The 15,810-nt window shown below is 62.4% G+C and carries 18 protein-coding genes and 1 riboswitch; of the genes, 9 read left to right on the top strand and 9 right to left on the bottom strand.

Annotation, left to right across the window (positions count from 1 at the left end):
- Nucleotides 1-3 precede the first annotated feature (3 nt).
- Both DBV08_RS25500 and DBV08_RS25495 read left to right on the top strand, forming a co-directional pair.
- A complete protein-coding gene (locus DBV08_RS25500; RefSeq protein ID WP_124569276.1) occupies nt 4-2,070 on the top strand; it encodes a TPM domain-containing protein in 2,067 nt (688 codons plus the stop codon).
- A 99-nt stretch (nt 2,071-2,169) separates the two neighbouring features.
- Nucleotides 2,170-2,907 carry a polyprenol monophosphomannose synthase gene (locus DBV08_RS25495; RefSeq protein WP_003944487.1) on the top strand — a complete coding sequence of 246 codons (738 nt, stop codon included), beginning with the start codon at nt 2,170-2,172 and terminating at the stop codon, nt 2,905-2,907.
- Here DBV08_RS25495 and DBV08_RS25490 read toward each other — a convergent pair.
- Nucleotides 2,882-3,688, bottom strand: a complete 807-nt coding sequence (locus DBV08_RS25490) for a helix-turn-helix domain-containing protein (protein WP_124569275.1) — start codon at nt 3,686-3,688, stop codon at nt 2,882-2,884. The genes DBV08_RS25495 and DBV08_RS25490 overlap by 26 nt on opposite strands.
- 138 nt (nt 3,689-3,826) lie before the next feature.
- Between DBV08_RS25490 and DBV08_RS25485 the strand changes: the two genes are divergently transcribed.
- A complete protein-coding gene (locus DBV08_RS25485; protein ID WP_124569274.1) occupies nt 3,827-4,192 on the top strand; it encodes a nuclear transport factor 2 family protein in 366 nt (121 codons plus the stop codon).
- 48 nt (nt 4,193-4,240) lie between these two features.
- Nucleotides 4,241-4,735 carry a MepB family protein gene (locus tag DBV08_RS25480; RefSeq protein WP_124569273.1) on the top strand — a complete coding sequence of 165 codons (495 nt, stop codon included), beginning with the start codon at nt 4,241-4,243 and terminating at the stop codon, nt 4,733-4,735.
- On the opposite strand, the gene DBV08_RS25475 is transcribed toward DBV08_RS25480, so the two are convergent.
- On the bottom strand, nt 4,698-5,291 hold the full coding sequence (locus DBV08_RS25475) for a dihydrofolate reductase family protein (protein WP_124569272.1): 594 nt from the start codon (nt 5,289-5,291) through the stop codon (nt 4,698-4,700). The two genes, DBV08_RS25480 and DBV08_RS25475, sit on opposite strands and share 38 nt — an antisense overlap.
- A 92-nt stretch (nt 5,292-5,383) precedes the next feature.
- A complete protein-coding gene (locus DBV08_RS25470) occupies nt 5,384-6,775 on the bottom strand; it encodes a glycine--tRNA ligase (RefSeq protein ID WP_095969985.1) in 1,392 nt (463 codons plus the stop codon).
- A 198-nt stretch (nt 6,776-6,973) separates the two neighbouring features.
- On the opposite strand from DBV08_RS25470, the gene DBV08_RS25465 reads away from it, so the two are divergent.
- Both DBV08_RS25465 and DBV08_RS25460 read left to right on the top strand, forming a co-directional pair.
- The gene (locus tag DBV08_RS25465; protein ID WP_003944457.1) at nt 6,974-7,357 is read left to right on the top strand and encodes a metalloregulator ArsR/SmtB family transcription factor; all 384 of its coding nucleotides are present in this window, start codon (nt 6,974-6,976) and stop codon (nt 7,355-7,357) included.
- Between the two features lie 11 nt (nt 7,358-7,368).
- Entirely contained in the window at nt 7,369-7,800 is a 432-nt protein-coding gene (locus DBV08_RS25460; protein WP_095969984.1) for a Fur family transcriptional regulator, read from the top strand.
- A 33-nt stretch (nt 7,801-7,833) separates the two neighbouring features.
- Here the strand turns inward: DBV08_RS25460 and DBV08_RS25455 are convergent, their stop codons facing one another.
- From DBV08_RS25455 to recO, 3 genes are read right to left on the bottom strand one after another with little or no spacing between them, the layout of a single operon-like run.
- Complete coding sequence (locus DBV08_RS25455; protein WP_019749000.1) at nt 7,834-8,256, bottom strand: YbjN domain-containing protein; 423 nt, start codon at nt 8,254-8,256, stop codon at nt 7,834-7,836.
- Complete coding sequence (locus tag DBV08_RS25450; RefSeq protein ID WP_003944543.1) at nt 8,253-9,071, bottom strand: isoprenyl transferase; 819 nt, start codon at nt 9,069-9,071, stop codon at nt 8,253-8,255. The genes DBV08_RS25455 and DBV08_RS25450 overlap by 4 nt, the downstream gene beginning before the upstream one ends.
- On the bottom strand, nt 9,028-9,843 hold the full coding sequence (gene recO / locus DBV08_RS25445) for a DNA repair protein RecO (RefSeq protein ID WP_029255636.1): 816 nt from the start codon (nt 9,841-9,843) through the stop codon (nt 9,028-9,030). Before recO ends, DBV08_RS25450 begins: the two co-directional genes overlap by 44 nt.
- 86 nt (nt 9,844-9,929) lie before the next feature.
- On the opposite strand from recO, the gene DBV08_RS25440 reads away from it, so the two are divergent.
- Entirely contained in the window at nt 9,930-10,676 is a 747-nt protein-coding gene (locus DBV08_RS25440; protein ID WP_095969778.1) for a TetR/AcrR family transcriptional regulator, read from the top strand.
- Here DBV08_RS25440 and DBV08_RS25435 read toward each other — a convergent pair.
- Both DBV08_RS25435 and DBV08_RS25430 read right to left on the bottom strand, forming a co-directional pair.
- Complete coding sequence (locus tag DBV08_RS25435; protein WP_124569271.1) at nt 10,673-11,662, bottom strand: diiron oxygenase; 990 nt, start codon at nt 11,660-11,662, stop codon at nt 10,673-10,675. The two genes, DBV08_RS25440 and DBV08_RS25435, sit on opposite strands and share 4 nt — an antisense overlap.
- A gap of 104 nt (nt 11,663-11,766) precedes the next feature.
- Nucleotides 11,767-12,204 carry a DoxX family protein gene (locus tag DBV08_RS25430; RefSeq protein WP_124569270.1) on the bottom strand — a complete coding sequence of 146 codons (438 nt, stop codon included), beginning with the start codon at nt 12,202-12,204 and terminating at the stop codon, nt 11,767-11,769.
- Between the two features lie 138 nt (nt 12,205-12,342).
- Nucleotides 12,343-12,436, top strand: a riboswitch (TPP riboswitch).
- On the opposite strand from DBV08_RS25430, the gene DBV08_RS25425 reads away from it, so the two are divergent.
- Both DBV08_RS25425 and DBV08_RS25420 read left to right on the top strand, forming a co-directional pair.
- The gene (locus tag DBV08_RS25425; protein ID WP_124569269.1) at nt 12,427-13,218 is read left to right on the top strand and encodes a 3-oxoacyl-ACP reductase; all 792 of its coding nucleotides are present in this window, start codon (nt 12,427-12,429) and stop codon (nt 13,216-13,218) included. It overlaps the preceding riboswitch by 10 nt.
- Nucleotides 13,218-14,498, top strand: a complete 1,281-nt coding sequence (locus DBV08_RS25420; protein WP_124569268.1) for an LLM class flavin-dependent oxidoreductase — start codon at nt 13,218-13,220, stop codon at nt 14,496-14,498. Before DBV08_RS25425 ends, DBV08_RS25420 begins: the two co-directional genes overlap by 1 nt.
- Here the strand turns inward: DBV08_RS25420 and dinB are convergent.
- The gene (dinB, locus tag DBV08_RS25415) at nt 14,495-15,778 is read right to left on the bottom strand and encodes a DNA polymerase IV (protein WP_095969775.1); all 1,284 of its coding nucleotides are present in this window, start codon (nt 15,776-15,778) and stop codon (nt 14,495-14,497) included. The genes DBV08_RS25420 and dinB overlap by 4 nt on opposite strands.
- Nucleotides 15,779-15,810: the final 32 nt, after the last annotated feature.

Genomic DNA, 15,810 nt, shown 5'->3' with positions numbered 1-15,810 from the left:
GTCATGGCCCTCGCACCACACTTCGCGCAGTTGTCCTCGGTAGAGCAGAGTCGGACAACCACCCGACCCGTTCGGCGTCGGGGAAGCGCCGCAGCCGTCGCTGCGATTTTCGCTTTGCTGGCGCTCGTCTTCAGTCCCGCGCTCGCCTCGGCGGACGCCCCGATGGTGTTGCCGAATCACATCACCGACACCTCCGGGGTCCTCGACGCCGGGCAACGCAGCGATATCCAAGCCGCCATCGATCAACTAAGCGAGGACCACCAGATCGATCTGTGGGTCGCGTTCGTCCCCGATTTCAACAACCTGGGTGGCCAGGCATGGGCACAGCAGACCGCCACGAAGTCGACGCTGAGTACCAAGTCCGTCCTGCTTGCCGTTGCCACGGCAGAGCGTGCTTACTACCTCGATGTCCCGGCTGAGCTGAGCAACATCACGGATTCCGACATCGAATCGATCAATACCGACGCCGTGGAACCAGCTCTCGCCGAGGATGATTGGACCGGCGCGGCAATCGCCGCAGCTGGAGCACTCGGCGACGCGAACAACACGAGCGGCGGAATGGGAGTCGGAACACTTCTCATCGCGGGCGGCGCTGTGGTGGTCGGGACAGGCGGCGTGGTCCTGTACTCACGTAAGCGCAAGAACGACAAGAACAAGGCAAGCGTCGAAGCCGCGAAGAACATCGCCCCCGACGACTTCGCCAGCCTCAACGCGCTTCCGCTGCCCACCCTCGACGAGCGGGCGAAGGAGATCCTCGTCGAGACGGACAACGCGATCGCCGGCAGCCAGGAGGAACTCGATCTGGCTCGCAGCGAGTTCGGAGATTCCGCAGTTGCGCCCTTCTCCGCCGCATTCGACAAGGCAAAGGCGACTCTCGCGGACGCCTTCGCGATCAGACAGCGACTCGACGACGCCATCCCGGAAACTCCCGATCAACGCCGGCAGATGCTGATCGACATCATTTCCTCGTGTGGTCGAGCCGACCAAGAACTCGAAGCTCGCGTCGAGGAGTTCGACGGACTCCGCGACCTTCTCATCAACGCCCCGGCACGCCTCGATGCGCTGACGCAGAGTGTTGTTTCTCTCAGCGTGCGCTTGCCCGAGTCCGAGGCGATCCTGACCAAACTGAAGGATCAGTTTCCCGCGCCGACGCTGGCATCTGTCGTGAACAACGTCACGATGGCGAGTGAGCGCCTGACGCTCGCCGAGAAGTCGATCGAGGAAGGCCGAGACGCGACGGCGCTGCCGGCCGGTAAGCAGGGCGCTGCCGTCACCGCGATTCGCACTGCCGAAGCGGCTCTCGATCAGGCGCGCAAACTACTCGACGGCGTCGATCACGCCGCCGACGACATCCGAAACGCCATAGCGACGCTTCCGTCCGCGATGGACGACGTCCAGCAGGGCATCACCACTGCGGATGCTTACCTGGCGCAGGGCGGGCAGAAGTTGGCGGACGCGAAGTCCGCGGCCCAGGCAGCGTTGGCGAATGCTCAGACGTCTAAGGACAGTGATCCGCTGACAGCCTTCAACCAGATCGTCGCGGCCGACGCCCAACTCGACGCGCTGCTTGCCGACGCTCAGGAACAGAAGCAGCAGCTCGAACGTGCACAGCAGCGCCTCGCCCAGGACATTCTGGCCGCGCAGGCTCAGGTGACCGCTGCAGGTGACTTCCTCGGAACCCGGCGCGGCGCGATCGGGGCCGAGGCCCGCACTCGCTACGCAGAAGCTCAGCGGCACCTGCAGGCCGCCCAGCAATTGCAGGCTTCGGATCCGTCGAAAGCACTGCAACACGCCCAGGCCGCGACCACCCTGGCGACGCATTCGCTTCGCGCAGCGCAGAACGACGTCAACACGTGGGAAGCAAACCACCGACCCCGCGGTGGCGGAGGCGATGCGACAGGAGCGATCCTCGGCGGCATCCTGATCAACAGCATTCTGCGAGGTGGCGGAGGGCCCCGTTCGTACGGCGGACCGAGCAGCAGCGGACGCTCCGGTCGCGGTGGCGGCGGCGGTGGTTTCGGCGGTAGTGGCGGCGGCCGCACCAGTCGAGGCGGCGGCGGCCGGTTCTGACGGATCCCGTCGAGGTAGTAAAATCCCTACTTTGTTCACGACCGCACTCGTCGTACGCTTCATCCGGCAAGTCGGGATCACAGATCATACGAAGGTGTTATGGAAAGCGTCGCCCCGCAGATAACCGTCGTTGTACCTACATACAACGAGCGTGAGAACCTGCCAAAGCTCGTCGATCGCCTCGCCGCGTTGAAGATCCCGAACCTGCACGTCCTCGTGGTGGATGACAACTCCCCCGACGGCACAGGCGAGGTTGCCGACAAGTTGGGTATCGATGGTCCCATCCCGGTCGGAGTGCTTCACCGCACGGTCAAGGACGGACTCGGCCGTGCGTACGTCGCGGGCATGAGCCGTGCTCTGGCGGAGAACGCCGACATCGTCATTCAGATGGACGCGGATCTCTCGCATCCGTCCGAAGCGATCCCCGCCATGATCGAGATCCTCACCACGACCGATGCCGCAGTCGTTCTCGGCTCCCGTTACGTCGAAGGTGGCGCAGTGGCCGGTGACTGGCCGTGGCATCGCAAGGCTTTGTCCGCCTGGGCGAACTTCTACGTCAACGCAATTCTGCGACTGCACGTCAAGGACGCAACTGCCGGCTTCAAGGCGTGGCATGCAAAGACCTTGCGCGACATCGACGTCGAATCGGTGCAGAGCAACGGCTACGCATTCCAGGTCGAGATGAACTACCGAGTTGTTCAGCGTGGCATGAAGATCGCCGAAACTCCCATCCGCTTCGAGGAGCGCACCGAAGGTGTCTCCAAGATGAGTCTCTCGGTTCAGTTGGAGTCGGCGCTGGTGCCGTGGAAGCTCAAGTTCGGCAAGAAGTCTCTGTGACCTGTGCGGCCGATCGGAAGTAGTCGGCCGTCTGCATGTCCGACGGGTAGAACGATTCGATCGCGATCTCTGCGAGCGTGACGTCGCGCGGCGTACCGAACACGGTGGTGGTGCTGAACATCGCCAGTTCGGTGTCGCCGGCGCGGACCCGCAACGGAACCAGCAGGGAATTCGCGCGGTCGTCGTGCCACTCCCCTCCACTCGGATACGTGCGCAACTCGTCGAGCAGCGACGACAATTGTTCGTCGGCACTGACTTCCACTTCCCGAGCCAGCCGTGCGAGCAGGTGGGCACGCCACTGCGCGAGGTTCACGATCCGCGGCGCCGTGCCCTCGGGATGCAGGCTCAGTCGCAATACGTTGACCGGTGGTTCCAGGAGGAATGCAGCGACGCCCTCGGTCAGGATCCCCACGGCGCGGTTCCCGGCGACCATCTCCCACTGCTGATCGACCACCACGGCCGGATACGGATCATGAGCTTCGATGATGCGATCGATAGCCTCACTCACCGCTGACATCGGCGCTTCCGCCAACGACTTCTGCGAGTACTCCGGCGCATGACCACTTGCCAGCAGAAGCGTGTTCTGTTGTCGTAGAGGAACATCCAGACATTCGGACAGGTGAAGAATCATGTCCCGGCTGGGTTTGGAGCGGCCGGTTTCGATGAAGCTCAGATGCCTTGTCGACACTCCTGCCGCTGCCGAGAGACTTAGCTGAGTGAGCCTTCGCCGCTCCCGCCATCTTTTGAGTTCGGTGCCCACGTCCATCGTCTCGAAGGTCATTCTCTCAAGTTAGCGACCCGAGGTAGCCGAGGCCATGACCTCCGAGGTAATCGACCCGAAACAGTTTCGGAGGAACAGTGGTCTCAGCCGGCGCGACCGCCGGATCTTCACCACTGGACACTGATCAAGGGAGCGACCATGAGCGACTTCGACGCAATCGCCGACGCCTATATCGACATGTGGAACGAAACCGATACCACCGCCCGTAAAGCACGGATCGAGCAACTGTTCGCACCCGACGGTCGCTACACCGATCCGCTCGCGGACGTCACCGGACACGATCAGATCGACGCGATGATCAACGCTGTGCAGCAACAATTTCCGGGCATGCACTTCACCCTCGTCGGACCGGTGGACGCGCATCACCGACAGGCTCGATTCGGCTGGGCTCTCGGCCCGGCGGGGGCCGGGTCACTGATCGACGGGTTCGACGTACTCGAACGCGACGACGACGGCCGGGTGACGCTCGTCCTCGGGTTTCTCGACAAGGTGCCTACGGCCTGAAGCGGGACTACCACCGACAGCGTTCGTCACGAAGGTTGTCGGTGGTCCGTGGCATCATCGGCCCCGATGAACGCCGACGGATTTACCTGGTCCACAACGATTCCCGAGCCCGAGGGTGCGGAATACAGCGCTCACACGCTGACCGTCAACGGCCTCCCCACCGTCTATCGAACCGCCAAGACGACGCCGACCAAGCTCGGTCAGTTCGTCACACTGTGGCGCCGTTCCGAGGCCGGGCCCATCCGCCCCTTCGACACCGGAGACGGCGTGATGCTGTTCGTGGTGAAGGTCTACGACGAAGAGCATGTGGGGCACTTCGTCTTTCCCACCGAAACCCTCGTCGAACACGACATCGTGTCGACGAACTTCTCAGGTGGTAAGCGCGCCATCCGGGTCTATGCGCCCTGGGTTACGCCGACCAGCACGCAAGCAGTCAGAACTCAGCGCTGGCAGAGCCGGCATTTCGGCGAGTTCCCCGATGTGTTCAGCTCAGCTGCTGTTCAGCTCAACTGCTGTTCCAGCTCAACTGATACGTCGCGATGATGACGCCTGTTGTCGTAGGGGCACTTTCGGTGAGGGTGAACTGAGCGAGCGCAGCTCCGTCGGGGAACAATCTGCGCCCGGTTCCGAGAACCAGCGGATGAATCAGCAGAGTGTAGGTGTCGACGAGTCGCCGTTCGGCCAAAGACGTGATCAAGTCGCCGCTGCCCAGAATCACCAGATCCGGGCCCTCGCTTTCCTTGAGCGTGGCGACCGCGTCGGCGGCATCACCTTTCAACAAGGTCGAGTTCTTCCACGGCAGCGGTTCACCCAAAGTTCTTGACGCTACGTACTTCTGCGTGTTGTCGAGCACCTCGGTGAACGGATTGTCGGTCTGAAACGGCCAGTAGGAGGCGAAGTTCTCGTAGGTTCGACGTCCGAAGAGCAACTCCGATTTCTTCGCCATCCCCTCCCCCATTTTCTGTGCCATGACGGAATCGTTGAAGGGCGCCGCCCATCCACCGTGCTCGAATCCGCCACGACGGTCTTCGTCCGGCCCAGCAGGTGCCTGCATGACACCGTCGAGAGTCACGCTGTTGGTCACGCTGAGTTTTCTCATAGCTTCGATCCTGCGCCTGAAGATCCGTCAAGGATAGAGAAAACGGGCGGTCCTTCTCGATTGAGAAGGACCGCCCGTCAGCTTCGAACGAATCAGGAACCGATCAGCCGTGCAGCCAGGTAGCTTTCCACCTGATCGAGGGCGACGCGTTCCTGCGCCATCGAGTCACGCTCACGCACCGTCACAGCCTGATCTTCGAGAGTGTCGAAGTCGACCGTGATGCAGAACGGCGTACCGATCTCGTCCTGGCGACGGTAACGACGACCGATGGCGCCGGCGTCGTCGAACTCGACGTTCCAGTTCTGACGCAGCTGCGCTGCAAGATCTTTTGCCTTCGGCGTCAGGTCCGCGTTACGCGAGAGCGGCAGAACTGCGGCCTTGACGGGTGCGAGTCGACGATCCAGGCGCAGCACCGTGCGCTTGTCGACGCCACCCTTGGAGTTGGGTGCCTCGTCCTCGGTGTACGCGTCGACCAGGAAGGCCATCAGTGAACGCGTGAGACCGGCCGCCGGTTCGATGACGTACGGCGTGTACCGCTCGCCCGTCGTCTGGTCGTAGTAGTTCAGCTCGGTGCCCGAGTGCTTGGAGTGCGTCGAGAGATCGAAGTCGGTACGGTTCGCGATGCCTTCGAGCTCGCCCCATTCGCTGCCCTGGAAGTGGAAGCGGTACTCGATGTCGGTCGTGCCCTTCGAGTAGTGCGAAAGCTTTTCCGGGGCATGCTCGTAGAGACGCAGGTTGTCCTTGTTGATGCCGAGGCCCGTGTACCAGTCGAGGCGGTAGTCGATCCAGTACTGATGCCACTGCTCGTCCTCACCCGGCTTGACGAAGAATTCCATCTCCATCTGCTCGAACTCGCGGGTGCGGAAGATGAAGTTGCCGGGGGTGATCTCGTTGCGGAAGCTCTTGCCGATCTGGCCGATGCCGAACGGCGGCTTCTTACGCGAGGTGGTCAGCACGTTGGCGAAGTTCACGAAGATGCCCTGGGCGGTCTCGGGGCGAAGGTAGTGCATACCCTCTTCGCTCTCGACGGGGCCGAGGTACGTCTTGAGCATCATGTTGAAGTCGCGCGGCTCGGTCCACTGGCCGATGGTGCCGCAATCGGGGCAACCGATGACATCCATCGAGACGTCGTCCGGGTTGTCGAGCTTCTTCTTCTCCGCGTACGCCTCCTGCAGGTGATCCTGACGGTGACGCTTGTGGCAGTTGAGGCACTCGACGAGCGGGTCGTTGAAGACACCGACGTGACCGGATGCGACCCACACCTCGCGGGGCAGGATCACCGAGGAGTCGAGGCCGACGACGTCCTCGCGGCTGGTGACCATGTTGCGCCACCACTGACGCTTGATGTTCTCCTTGAGCTCGACACCCAATGGGCCGTAGTCCCATGCGGACTTGGTACCGCCGTAGATCTCACCGCAGGGGTAGACCAGGCCTCGCCGCTTGGCGAGATTGACAACGGCTTCGATCTTGGACTTGGGTGCCACTCGATTGCTCTCCATCTGGGTAATAGATGCATGATTTTCGTGCGCTTTTCGCACCATCAGCCTATCTGGCGGCTGCCACGCACTTCCGTCCAAGGTTGACATGCATACTTGTGCATATCAAAATGAAAGTGATTTGCAATAATGTGGTGAGATGGCTATGCCCGGACATCATGATCAACCCCTCGAAGGAGCCTCGCTGTGAGCATTGCGGATACCGGCGATCTCCACAAAAGCCATGATCATTCCGACCTCGGACACACGCACGATCCGTTCGAAGCCGCACCTCCCGCGCCCGTGCCGCCCAAGGAAACCCTGGCGGCAGCCGGCGAAATTCTGCGGGCACTGGCTGCACCCGTTCGCATCGCGATCGTGCTCCAGTTGCACGAGTCGGAGCGTTGCGTTCACGAACTCGTCGGCGCCCTCGGTGTCACTCAGCCACTCATCAGCCAGCATCTGCGCGTACTCAAAGCAGCGGGCGTCGTCCGCGGCGAGCGCAACGGACGAGAAGTTCTCTATCGACTCGTCGACGATCACCTCGCACACATCGTCGTCGACGCTGTCGCCCACGCCGAAGAAGGATGAGATTCCACCGCATGAACACTCCGGGCAGTACAACCTCGAAACGTGGACCGGCCACCGTCGGCGTTCGTTCCACGAAACAGCGCAGCGCCATTTCCGCCCTGCTCGACGACATCGACGAATTCAAATCGGCACAGGAACTGCACGACGAACTCCGCAAGCGCGGTGAAGGCATCGGCCTTACCACCGTCTACCGCACGCTGCAGGCACTCTCCGACGCCGGAACCATCGACGTCCTCCGCACCGACACGGGTGAGTCCGTCTACCGACGCTGTTCCTCCGGGCACCACCATCACCTGGTGTGCCGCAACTGCGGATTCACCGTCGAGGTCGAGGGTCCGACGGTCGAGCAGTGGTCACAGACCATCGCCGAGGACAACGGTTTCACCGAAGTGAGTCACACCGTCGAGATCTTCGGCACCTGCCGCGATTGCGCCGGCAACTGAGCGCGTCGAGGAACGGAACCCCACCCGAGCGCGTCAGGGAATCAAACCCTGACGCGCGGTATCGGCGCCGGTGAGCGCGAGTAGCAACATCGTGGTCAGTGCCTCGTCGTCCAGTCCGGCCGCCGGGAACGTGTACCGCAGAATGACGTCCGCCAGACTGCCGTGGCCGAATACCGCGATCGAACCGAATTGGATGGTCCGGTTCCGCTCGGCCACCTTGCGGTGCAATGCCGCGCTGACCGGTCGGTCCCACGCGAGAACACACGTCATGGACAGCACGTCCAGACCCTCGGACAGGTTCATCGCCTGGATCGAGCACAGCGCGCCGGAGTACTGGAAACCCAGCGAGCCGTCCGCAGCCACATCGACCGTCACGAAATGCGCCAGCGAGGCGGCCGCGCGTTCTTGAAGGCGGGCTGCTTCGTCGGTGGTGTCGGTCATGTTCTCCCCTGTCATTTGACGCCACCGAATCTACGGTCGCGTGAGGCGTATTCGACGCAGGCGGCCCATAGGTCGCGGCGGTCGAAATCGGGAAACAGCTTCTCCTGGTACACCATTTCGGCGTAAGCGGATTGCCAGATCAAGAAATTGGACGTCCGCTGTTCCCCCGACGGACGCAGGAAGAGATCGACGTCGGGCATGTCGGGCTCGTCGAGGTACTTCGCCACCGTCGCCTCGGTTATCTTGTCCGGATTGATCTCACCGGCCGCGACACGCTTCGCGATTTCCTTTACCGCATCGGCAATTTCGGCCCGGCCACCGTAATTCACGCACATGGTCAAGTTCATGACTGTGTTGTTCTTGGTCAGTTCTTCGGCGATCTCGAGTTCCTTGATCACGCTGGCCCACAGGCGCGGCTTACGACCGGCCCAGCGAACCCGCACACCCATTTCGTTCATCTCGTCGCGTCGGCGGCGGATGACGTCACGGTTGAAGCCCATCAGGAATCGAACCTCGTCGGGACTGCGCTTCCAGTTCTCGGTGGAGAAAGCGTAGGCGGAGAGCCACTCGACACCCATCTCGATGCACCCGCACACCGTGTCCATCAAGACCGCTTCACCGCGTTCGTGCCCGGCGGTTCGCGGCAGACCGCGCTCCTGCGCCCACCGTCCGTTGCCGTCCATCACCAGCGCGACGTGGCGCGGAATGAGTTCGGTTTGCAGGATCGGCGGGGTCGCTCCGGACGGATGTGGGTCCGGTGGCCGGATCACCCGATCAGCAGCAGAGTCAAGCGGAGTTCGCGGTTCGCGTCGTCGAATCACGTGTTCCATCCTGCCTCACGGGCAAGTCGACCTCGACGGCTGCATGCGGCCTCGAACGCTCGATCAGCGGCAACGTCCGCAATTGACGCTCGAGATGCCACTGCAGATGCGCCGCGACCAGTCCGCTGGCTTGCGTCCGCAGCGTCGCGGGCGCCGAATCGGTGCCCTCCCACTCCCCTCGGAGCAGCGCTTCCATCAAGTCGAGCACTCCGGGCGACGGCGTCGCAGCACCTGCCGGGCGACAGTAGGTACACACAGCTCCGCCGGCGGCGACATGAAATGCACGGTGCGGTCCCGGAGCGCTGCAGCGGGCGCACTCTTCGAGGGCCGGCGCCCAACCCGCATAGCCCATGGCTCGCAACAAGAACGCGTCGAGCACGAACTCGACCGGCCGCGCCTGCTCGGCGATCGCGCGCAGTGCTCCCACCGTCAATCGCTGAAGCTGCGGGGCCGGCGCGCGTTCCTCACCGGCCAACCGCTCGGCAGTTTCGAGTACGGCGCAGGCCGTGGTGTACCGGCTGTAGTCGTCGACTATGTCGGTGGCGAACGCATCGACCGTCTGCACCTGGGTGATGATGTCGAGATTCTTGCCCGGAAGTAGTTGCACGTCGATGTGAGCAAACGGTTCGAGTCTGGCACCGAACTTGGAGGTGGTTCGGCGGACACCCTTGGCCACGGCACGCACCAACCCGAACTGGCGGGTGAGCAACGTGACGATGTGGTCGGCCTCGCCCAGTTTGTGCAGGCGCAGCACCACCGCCGTGTCTCGATACAACCTCACTGGTTCAGTGTCCCACGTTGTACCGACGTGAACGCTCGATGCCGCGCCCGATCCCGAGCTGGATGGTGTCCGGATAGACTGACCCGATGCCGAGCGACGCAATTGCGCAACCTGCCACTGCAGAGTTGACCGGTCGCGAAGCTCGGTGGGAGCGGCACAACTCCGAGCGCCAGAAACGGATACTCACCTCGGCAGTCGAACTGATCGAAGAGCGGGCGGCAGGCGCCGAAGTATCCGTTCAGCAGATCGCCGACCGTGCCGGCCTCGCCAAGTCGGTGGTGTACCGGCAATTCAGCGGACGAGACGACCTCGATCGACGAGTCCGCGCGTTTGTGCTCGGCCAATTCGCGGCTGCCCTGGATGCGTCGATGAGCATTTCGGTCGGCACTCTCGACGAGATTCTGACTCGCACCATCAGTGCCGTAGCGGAGTGGATCACCGAACATCCTCGGATTCACGAGTTCATGGGTACCGGCCCCACCGACTACGACGACGAGAGCATCGACGCGATCAGCAGCCTGAAGGCGACGATCGCCGACTCGGCCCGCGCCACCATCACCGAAGTCGGTCGATCCGTGGGGATCGATTCCTCCCCCTTCGATTCACTGCCCTTTGCCGTGGTGACGATGGTCGAGGGCACCCTCACCCACTGGGTCCGAAGCGCCGATCCGAAACCGAGCCGCGACGAGATCGTCGCCGATCTCGCGAAGTACACCTGGTACATGTTCGACGGCGTGGCCCGCTCGAGCGGACTCACGATAGATCCTCATGTCGAATTGTCCACGCTCATCGCTGAACTGGTGTCCTCCGACGCACAGTCGCGGCCCGACTAGTTCCGGGACTTGTCGGAGCGCTTGGGCTCGCCACGATAGCGTGCATAGTCGCCGTCGATGCGTAGCTTTCGCCACGCGCGCTTCGACACCGGGTTCATCAACCCGAGTTCGTCCGCCAGGGCTCGCATTTCACCGAAGTAGTTACCCAGAATGCGGCGTGAATGCGGGCTTCCCCAGAAGGCGCTTTTCATCACCTCGTCCGGGATGCCGAATTCTTCGGCGAATTCCTTTGGCGGTGACATGATTTCGCCCGCGAGCCAACGCATCGTAGCGGGGAAGGCCACCGACGTAACCGCCCGACTCGTACGACTGAGCCTCGGGACGTGATTGCGCAAGAACTCGTGCGCAAACGAAATATGCCTCGCTTCTTCGGCGATGTGAATCTCCATCGTGCGGAGCATCGCCGGCGGAGTGTCCTTGCCTTCGCGGATCAAGTCCTTCTGGAAATGGTCGATCGGTTCTTCACCAGCCAGAATGCCGATGAAGAAGATGACCGGGAACTTGGCACCCAGCACTCCGATGACGGGCGAGAGTCGCCGGAACATCGGACGCATACCCGGCACGTCGATGTCCATGCGATTGACGAGTTCCTGGAACATCTGGATGTGATTGCACTCTTCGGTCATCTCGTGCAAGCAGTAGCGGAACTCCGGCGACTGGTTGGGCAGCGCCATGATGTACTGCAGCATTCCCCGGATCAAGATGCTCTCGAAGGCCGAACCCACCTTGGTCACGTTCGCCTGACGCCACATTCCCATGGCGATTCGACGCTCCAACGACTGATTCTGGTACCACTGCGTCGCTCCGAGCGGGTCCGAGACGGACGAGAGTACCCACCTCGGATCATGTGGATTGATCGCGAAATCTGCTGAATCCCAGTCGATGTCGAGATAGGGATCGAAACTGCGGGCAACTGAGCCCTCGGACAAAGTCTGCAGTACCTCGTGGTACGGCTTTTCCACTTCGATCGACGCTGACCGAGCCATCGGTGTCTCCTCACGGCCAGTCCGTCGATTGCAGTCGACGGACTTGAATGAGGTCAAACATAATGGGACACCGCGTCCCACGCAACCCCTTCGGAGGTCTGATTTCAGGCCCGCCGCACCGGGATGATCTCGCGAACCTTCTCGTCTCGGAGATACAGTCCCGCCCACATGACGATCCCGGTGTAGACGGCGAACAAGGTTGTGCTCAGCAGAGGCTGTTCAGCTCGAAGGTTGGTCAACACAGCGCCACCCAGATAACCGGTGAGCAGAATCGCGCCGAATATCGACGTTCGCGGAATCACGTACAGCGCAAGGCAGATCAGCTGCACAACTCCGGCCGTCAATGCCAGCGAGTCCGGCAGCCCCAATTCGGCCGAGGCATCCTTGACGATCTGAAGGTTGAGAATGTGGATGATGCCGTCGAAAAGCATGAAAAGGACGAACAGGCCACTGAGCACGTATCCGACCTTGCGAGCCGTGGCCGAAGGTGTCGTCGTGCCGTTACCGGAAAGGGTGTCGTGGTGGGCAGGCTGGGTGGTCATCGGAATCTCCCGGGGCGAAGGCGAGCGGCCGGTTGCCACTTCGCTTGCAATTACGACTCCCGAGCGATCGAAAACTCATCGCGCCCGTCGTTACTACGCACCCGGCGTTCAGGACGATTCACCTCTCGTGGTCTGATGGACGGCGACACGGGGTGCCGAAAAAGTCGGCTGAGATCAGACCCGATGAACCTGACCAGTTAGCACTGGCGGAGGGATGTCGACATGACCGAACAGCAATTTCAGCGCGCATTGAACCTGGACGAGCAGATCGTTCTGATCACCGGCGGCGCCCGCGGGCTCGGCGCCGCACTGAGCCGAGCATTCTCCCGCTCGGGGGCCCGGGTGATCGTGAACTACAACAAGAGCCGTGATGCCGCCCAGGCCCTGGCCACCGAACTGGGCGAGGATCGCGCCTACGCAGTCCAGGCAGACGTGACGGACCGCAGTTCGGTAGACCAGTTGTTCACCGCCGCACGCGAGCGATTCGACGCACCGATCTCGACCGTGGTCGACAATGCACTCGTCGACTTCTCGTTCAACGGCGATGCCCGGCCGAACGCGGACACGATCACCTGGGCCGACTTCGACTCTCAACTACGCGGAGCCGTTGCCGGCGCACTCAACACCACTCAGGCGGCACTCTCCGGCATGCGCGAACTCGGCTTCGGCCGAATCATCACTGTCGGAACCAATCTGGTCCAGAATCCGGTAGTTCCGTACCACGACTACACCGCCGCCAAGGCTGCACTGTTGGCACTGACACGGACACTGTCCGCCGACCTCGGTCCGGACGGGATCACAGTCAACATGGTCTCCGGCGGCTTGCTCCGTACCACCGATGCGAGTGCCGCGACACCGGAAGCCGTCTTCGACATGATCGCGGCGAGCACTCCCCTGCGCCGAGTCACCACACCGGACGAATTTGCCGACGCCGCACTCTTTTTCGCCTCGCCATGGTCGCGGGCCGTGACCGGCCAGAACCTGGTTGTCGACGGCGGACTCGTCAAGAACTGATGGGCGCACAACTACGGATAGGTGCGTTCCTGCTCGGTTGCGGACACCACAGTGCGGCGTGGCGGCACCGCGACTCACCTGTCGAAAGTCTCGGCGACATCACGTATTACGAGACGCTTGCCCAGATCGCCGAACGCGGCAAGCTGGACGCCGTTTTCTTCGCGGACGGTCACAGTGTTCGAGAACCCGAGTCTGGTGCGTCGTGGTTTCTCGAACCGATCACCGCATTGACTGCCATGGCACGAGCGACGGCGAACGTCGGCCTGGTCACCACCATCTCCACGACCTTTTACACGCCGTTTCACGCAGCACGACTGCTGGCATCGCTCGACCACATCAGCGGCGGACGGGCCGGTTGGAACGTCGTGACCTCGATGTTCGACCAGGAAGCGCGCAACCACGGCCTCGAGGCGATGCCCGATCATGCGTCCCGGTACGAACGAGCCGACGAATTCGTCGACGTGGCCCTCGCATTGTGGGATTCATGGTCCGAAGACGCGCTGATTCTCGACCGGTCCGGGCGTTTTGCCGACGCAAGCAGGATTTCTCGAATTGATCACGACGGCAAACATTTTCGGGTGGACGGGCCGTTGACGGTTCCGCGCTCCCCGCAAGGTAGGCCGGTGTTGTTCCAGGCAGGGGCGTCCGAGCAGGGTCGCGATCTGGCGGCGCGACGCGCCGAGGCAGTCTATTCGGTTGCCTACGACCTACCCAGCGCACAGAGCTACTACGCGGACGTGAAATCGAGAATCGAGCGCGCCGGCCGGGATTCGAACTCGGTCGCCGTCATGCCGGGATTGGTCACCTACGTCGGCAGCACCGCCGCCGAGGCACGGGCGAAGAAGGCCGAACTTGATCTCCTGCTGCCCACGGAACAATCGATACGCCAACTCTCGTTGTTCACCGGGCAGGATTGCGAGAACTGGGATCTCGACGGGCCCGTGCCTCCGTTGCCTCCACTCGAAGCATTCACCGGGCCGCAGGGACGCTACGCAACTATTCTGCGGATCGTCGAGAAGGACGCACCGACTGTGAGGGAACTCCTCGGAACGCTGGCTGCAGGTGGTGGTCACGCAACGATGATCGGCACACCGGAGTCGATTGCCGACGAGATGGAATCCTGGTTGCGCGGTCGCGGCGCCGACGGCTTCAACCTGATGCCACCGACCTATCCCCAGGGACTGGAAGATTTTGTCGACCACGTTATTCCGGTATTGCAGGCTCGTGGGTTGTTCCGACGCGAATACGAGGGAGCGACTCTGCGAGAAAACCTCACCTAGTCCGGAAGTAGCGGCACCGACAGATCGGGGTCACGCCCCAGGAGCACTCCCCTCGTGAGGGCCGCGGAGCCGAACTTCTTCCGGACACTGTCCATCGCCGAGTCGAGGGCCGCAGTGTCCGGGCTCGCGAATCCTGGACCGTCGAAGGGCAATTCGAGCTGCTGGGCACCGTCACGATCCAGGTTGGAGACTGCTACCCCGATCAACGTGATGCCTTTGTCCGAGATTGTCGGTATCGCTTCATCCAGCAGCACCATCGAGGCGTTCAGCAGCTCCGCTGTGTCATCCGTGGATCGGCGGAGCGTGTGCGAACGAGTGGCCCGCGTGAAATCGGCGAAGCGGAGCCGGAGCGTGATCGTGCGCCCCGTCCGCTGCGCCGAACGCATCCGCCGACTGACACGGTCGACAAGGGACATCAACGACGCATCGAGTTCTGCGCGGGGATGGGATCCGCGACCCAGCGCATGCTGAGCACCCATCGAACTGCGGCCACGATAGGCGCGGACGGGGCGTGGATCTCGGTTGTGCGAGAGCGCGTAGAGATGCCGACCGGCACCACCCCCGAGAATCGAGACGATCGAGGATTCGTCGTGACGAGCGATGTCACCTACCGTCACGATGTCGAAGTTTCGCAACTTCTGGGCCGTGATCTTGCCGACGCCCCACAGTTTCTCGACAGGTAACGGATGCAGGAATTCGGTCTCACCCTCCGGCGGCACTCGCAGCAATCCGTCGGGTTTCGCGAATGCACTCGCGACCTTGGCCAGGAACTTGGTGCGAGCGATGCCGACCGTGATCGGAAGTCCCACCTGCTCGGCCACGTCGCGTCTGAGGTTGGCTCCGATCTGCAGCGGGTTTCCCACGATCTTGGCAAGGCCACCGACCTCGAGAAAGGCCTCGTCTATGGAGATCCCTTCGACCAGCGGCGACGTGTCGTGAAAGACGTCGAACACGTCTTTGCTCGCCTGCGAGTATGCCGACATCCGCGGAGGAACGACGATCGCCTGGGGACACAGTGATCGAGCCTGACCACCACTCATGGCGGTGCGAACCCCGAATGCCTTGGCCTCGTAGCTTGCCGCCAAGACCACTCCACCACCGACGATGACCGGCCTGCCCGCCAGAGTCGGGTCGTCGCGTTGCTCGACCGATGCGTAAAACGAATCAAGGTCCGCGTGCAGGATCGTTGCGTCACCCGTAGGTCGGAGACCCCCAGAATGCGCACCGCCAGGGTGATTACCTGGCGTTTCTCGATCCAGCGGTTCATTCGGCACGAACATATGTTCCCATGCGCCACCGACACCGCGGAAGG

Source organism: Rhodococcus sp. KBW08 (assembly GCF_003852455.1).
In the GTDB taxonomy this organism is placed as follows: Bacteria; Actinomycetota; Actinomycetes; order Mycobacteriales; family Mycobacteriaceae; genus Rhodococcus_F; species Rhodococcus_F baikonurensis.
This window is presented reverse-complemented; position numbering and strand designations above follow the sequence as displayed.

What these genes read in the sequence shown, in the direction of transcription:
- DBV08_RS25500 (WP_124569276.1), top strand. Translation starts at nt 4, where the DNA reads ATGGCCCTCGCACCACACTTCGCGCAGTTGTCCTCGGTAGAGCAGAGT.
- DBV08_RS25495 (WP_003944487.1), top strand. Translation starts at nt 2,170, where the DNA reads ATGGAAAGCGTCGCCCCGCAGATAACCGTCGTTGTACCTACATACAAC.
- DBV08_RS25490 (WP_124569275.1), bottom strand. Translation starts at nt 3,688, where the DNA reads ATGACCTTCGAGACGATGGACGTGGGCACCGAACTCAAAAGATGGCGG.
- DBV08_RS25485 (WP_124569274.1), top strand. Translation starts at nt 3,827, where the DNA reads ATGAGCGACTTCGACGCAATCGCCGACGCCTATATCGACATGTGGAAC.
- DBV08_RS25475 (WP_124569272.1), bottom strand. Translation starts at nt 5,291, where the DNA reads ATGAGAAAACTCAGCGTGACCAACAGCGTGACTCTCGACGGTGTCATG.
- DBV08_RS25460 (WP_095969984.1), top strand. Translation starts at nt 7,369, where the DNA reads ATGAACACTCCGGGCAGTACAACCTCGAAACGTGGACCGGCCACCGTC.
- DBV08_RS25455 (WP_019749000.1), bottom strand. Translation starts at nt 8,256, where the DNA reads ATGACAGGGGAGAACATGACCGACACCACCGACGAAGCAGCCCGCCTT.
- DBV08_RS25450 (WP_003944543.1), bottom strand. Translation starts at nt 9,071, where the DNA reads ATGGAACACGTGATTCGACGACGCGAACCGCGAACTCCGCTTGACTCT.
- DBV08_RS25440 (WP_095969778.1), top strand. Translation starts at nt 9,930, where the DNA reads ATGCCGAGCGACGCAATTGCGCAACCTGCCACTGCAGAGTTGACCGGT.
- DBV08_RS25435 (WP_124569271.1), bottom strand. Translation starts at nt 11,662, where the DNA reads ATGGCTCGGTCAGCGTCGATCGAAGTGGAAAAGCCGTACCACGAGGTA.
- DBV08_RS25430 (WP_124569270.1), bottom strand. Translation starts at nt 12,204, where the DNA reads ATGACCACCCAGCCTGCCCACCACGACACCCTTTCCGGTAACGGCACG.
- DBV08_RS25425 (WP_124569269.1), top strand. Translation starts at nt 12,427, where the DNA reads ATGACCGAACAGCAATTTCAGCGCGCATTGAACCTGGACGAGCAGATC.
- DBV08_RS25420 (WP_124569268.1), top strand. Translation starts at nt 13,218, where the DNA reads ATGGGCGCACAACTACGGATAGGTGCGTTCCTGCTCGGTTGCGGACAC.
- dinB (WP_095969775.1), bottom strand. Translation starts at nt 15,778, where the DNA reads ATGTTCGTGCCGAATGAACCGCTGGATCGAGAAACGCCAGGTAATCAC.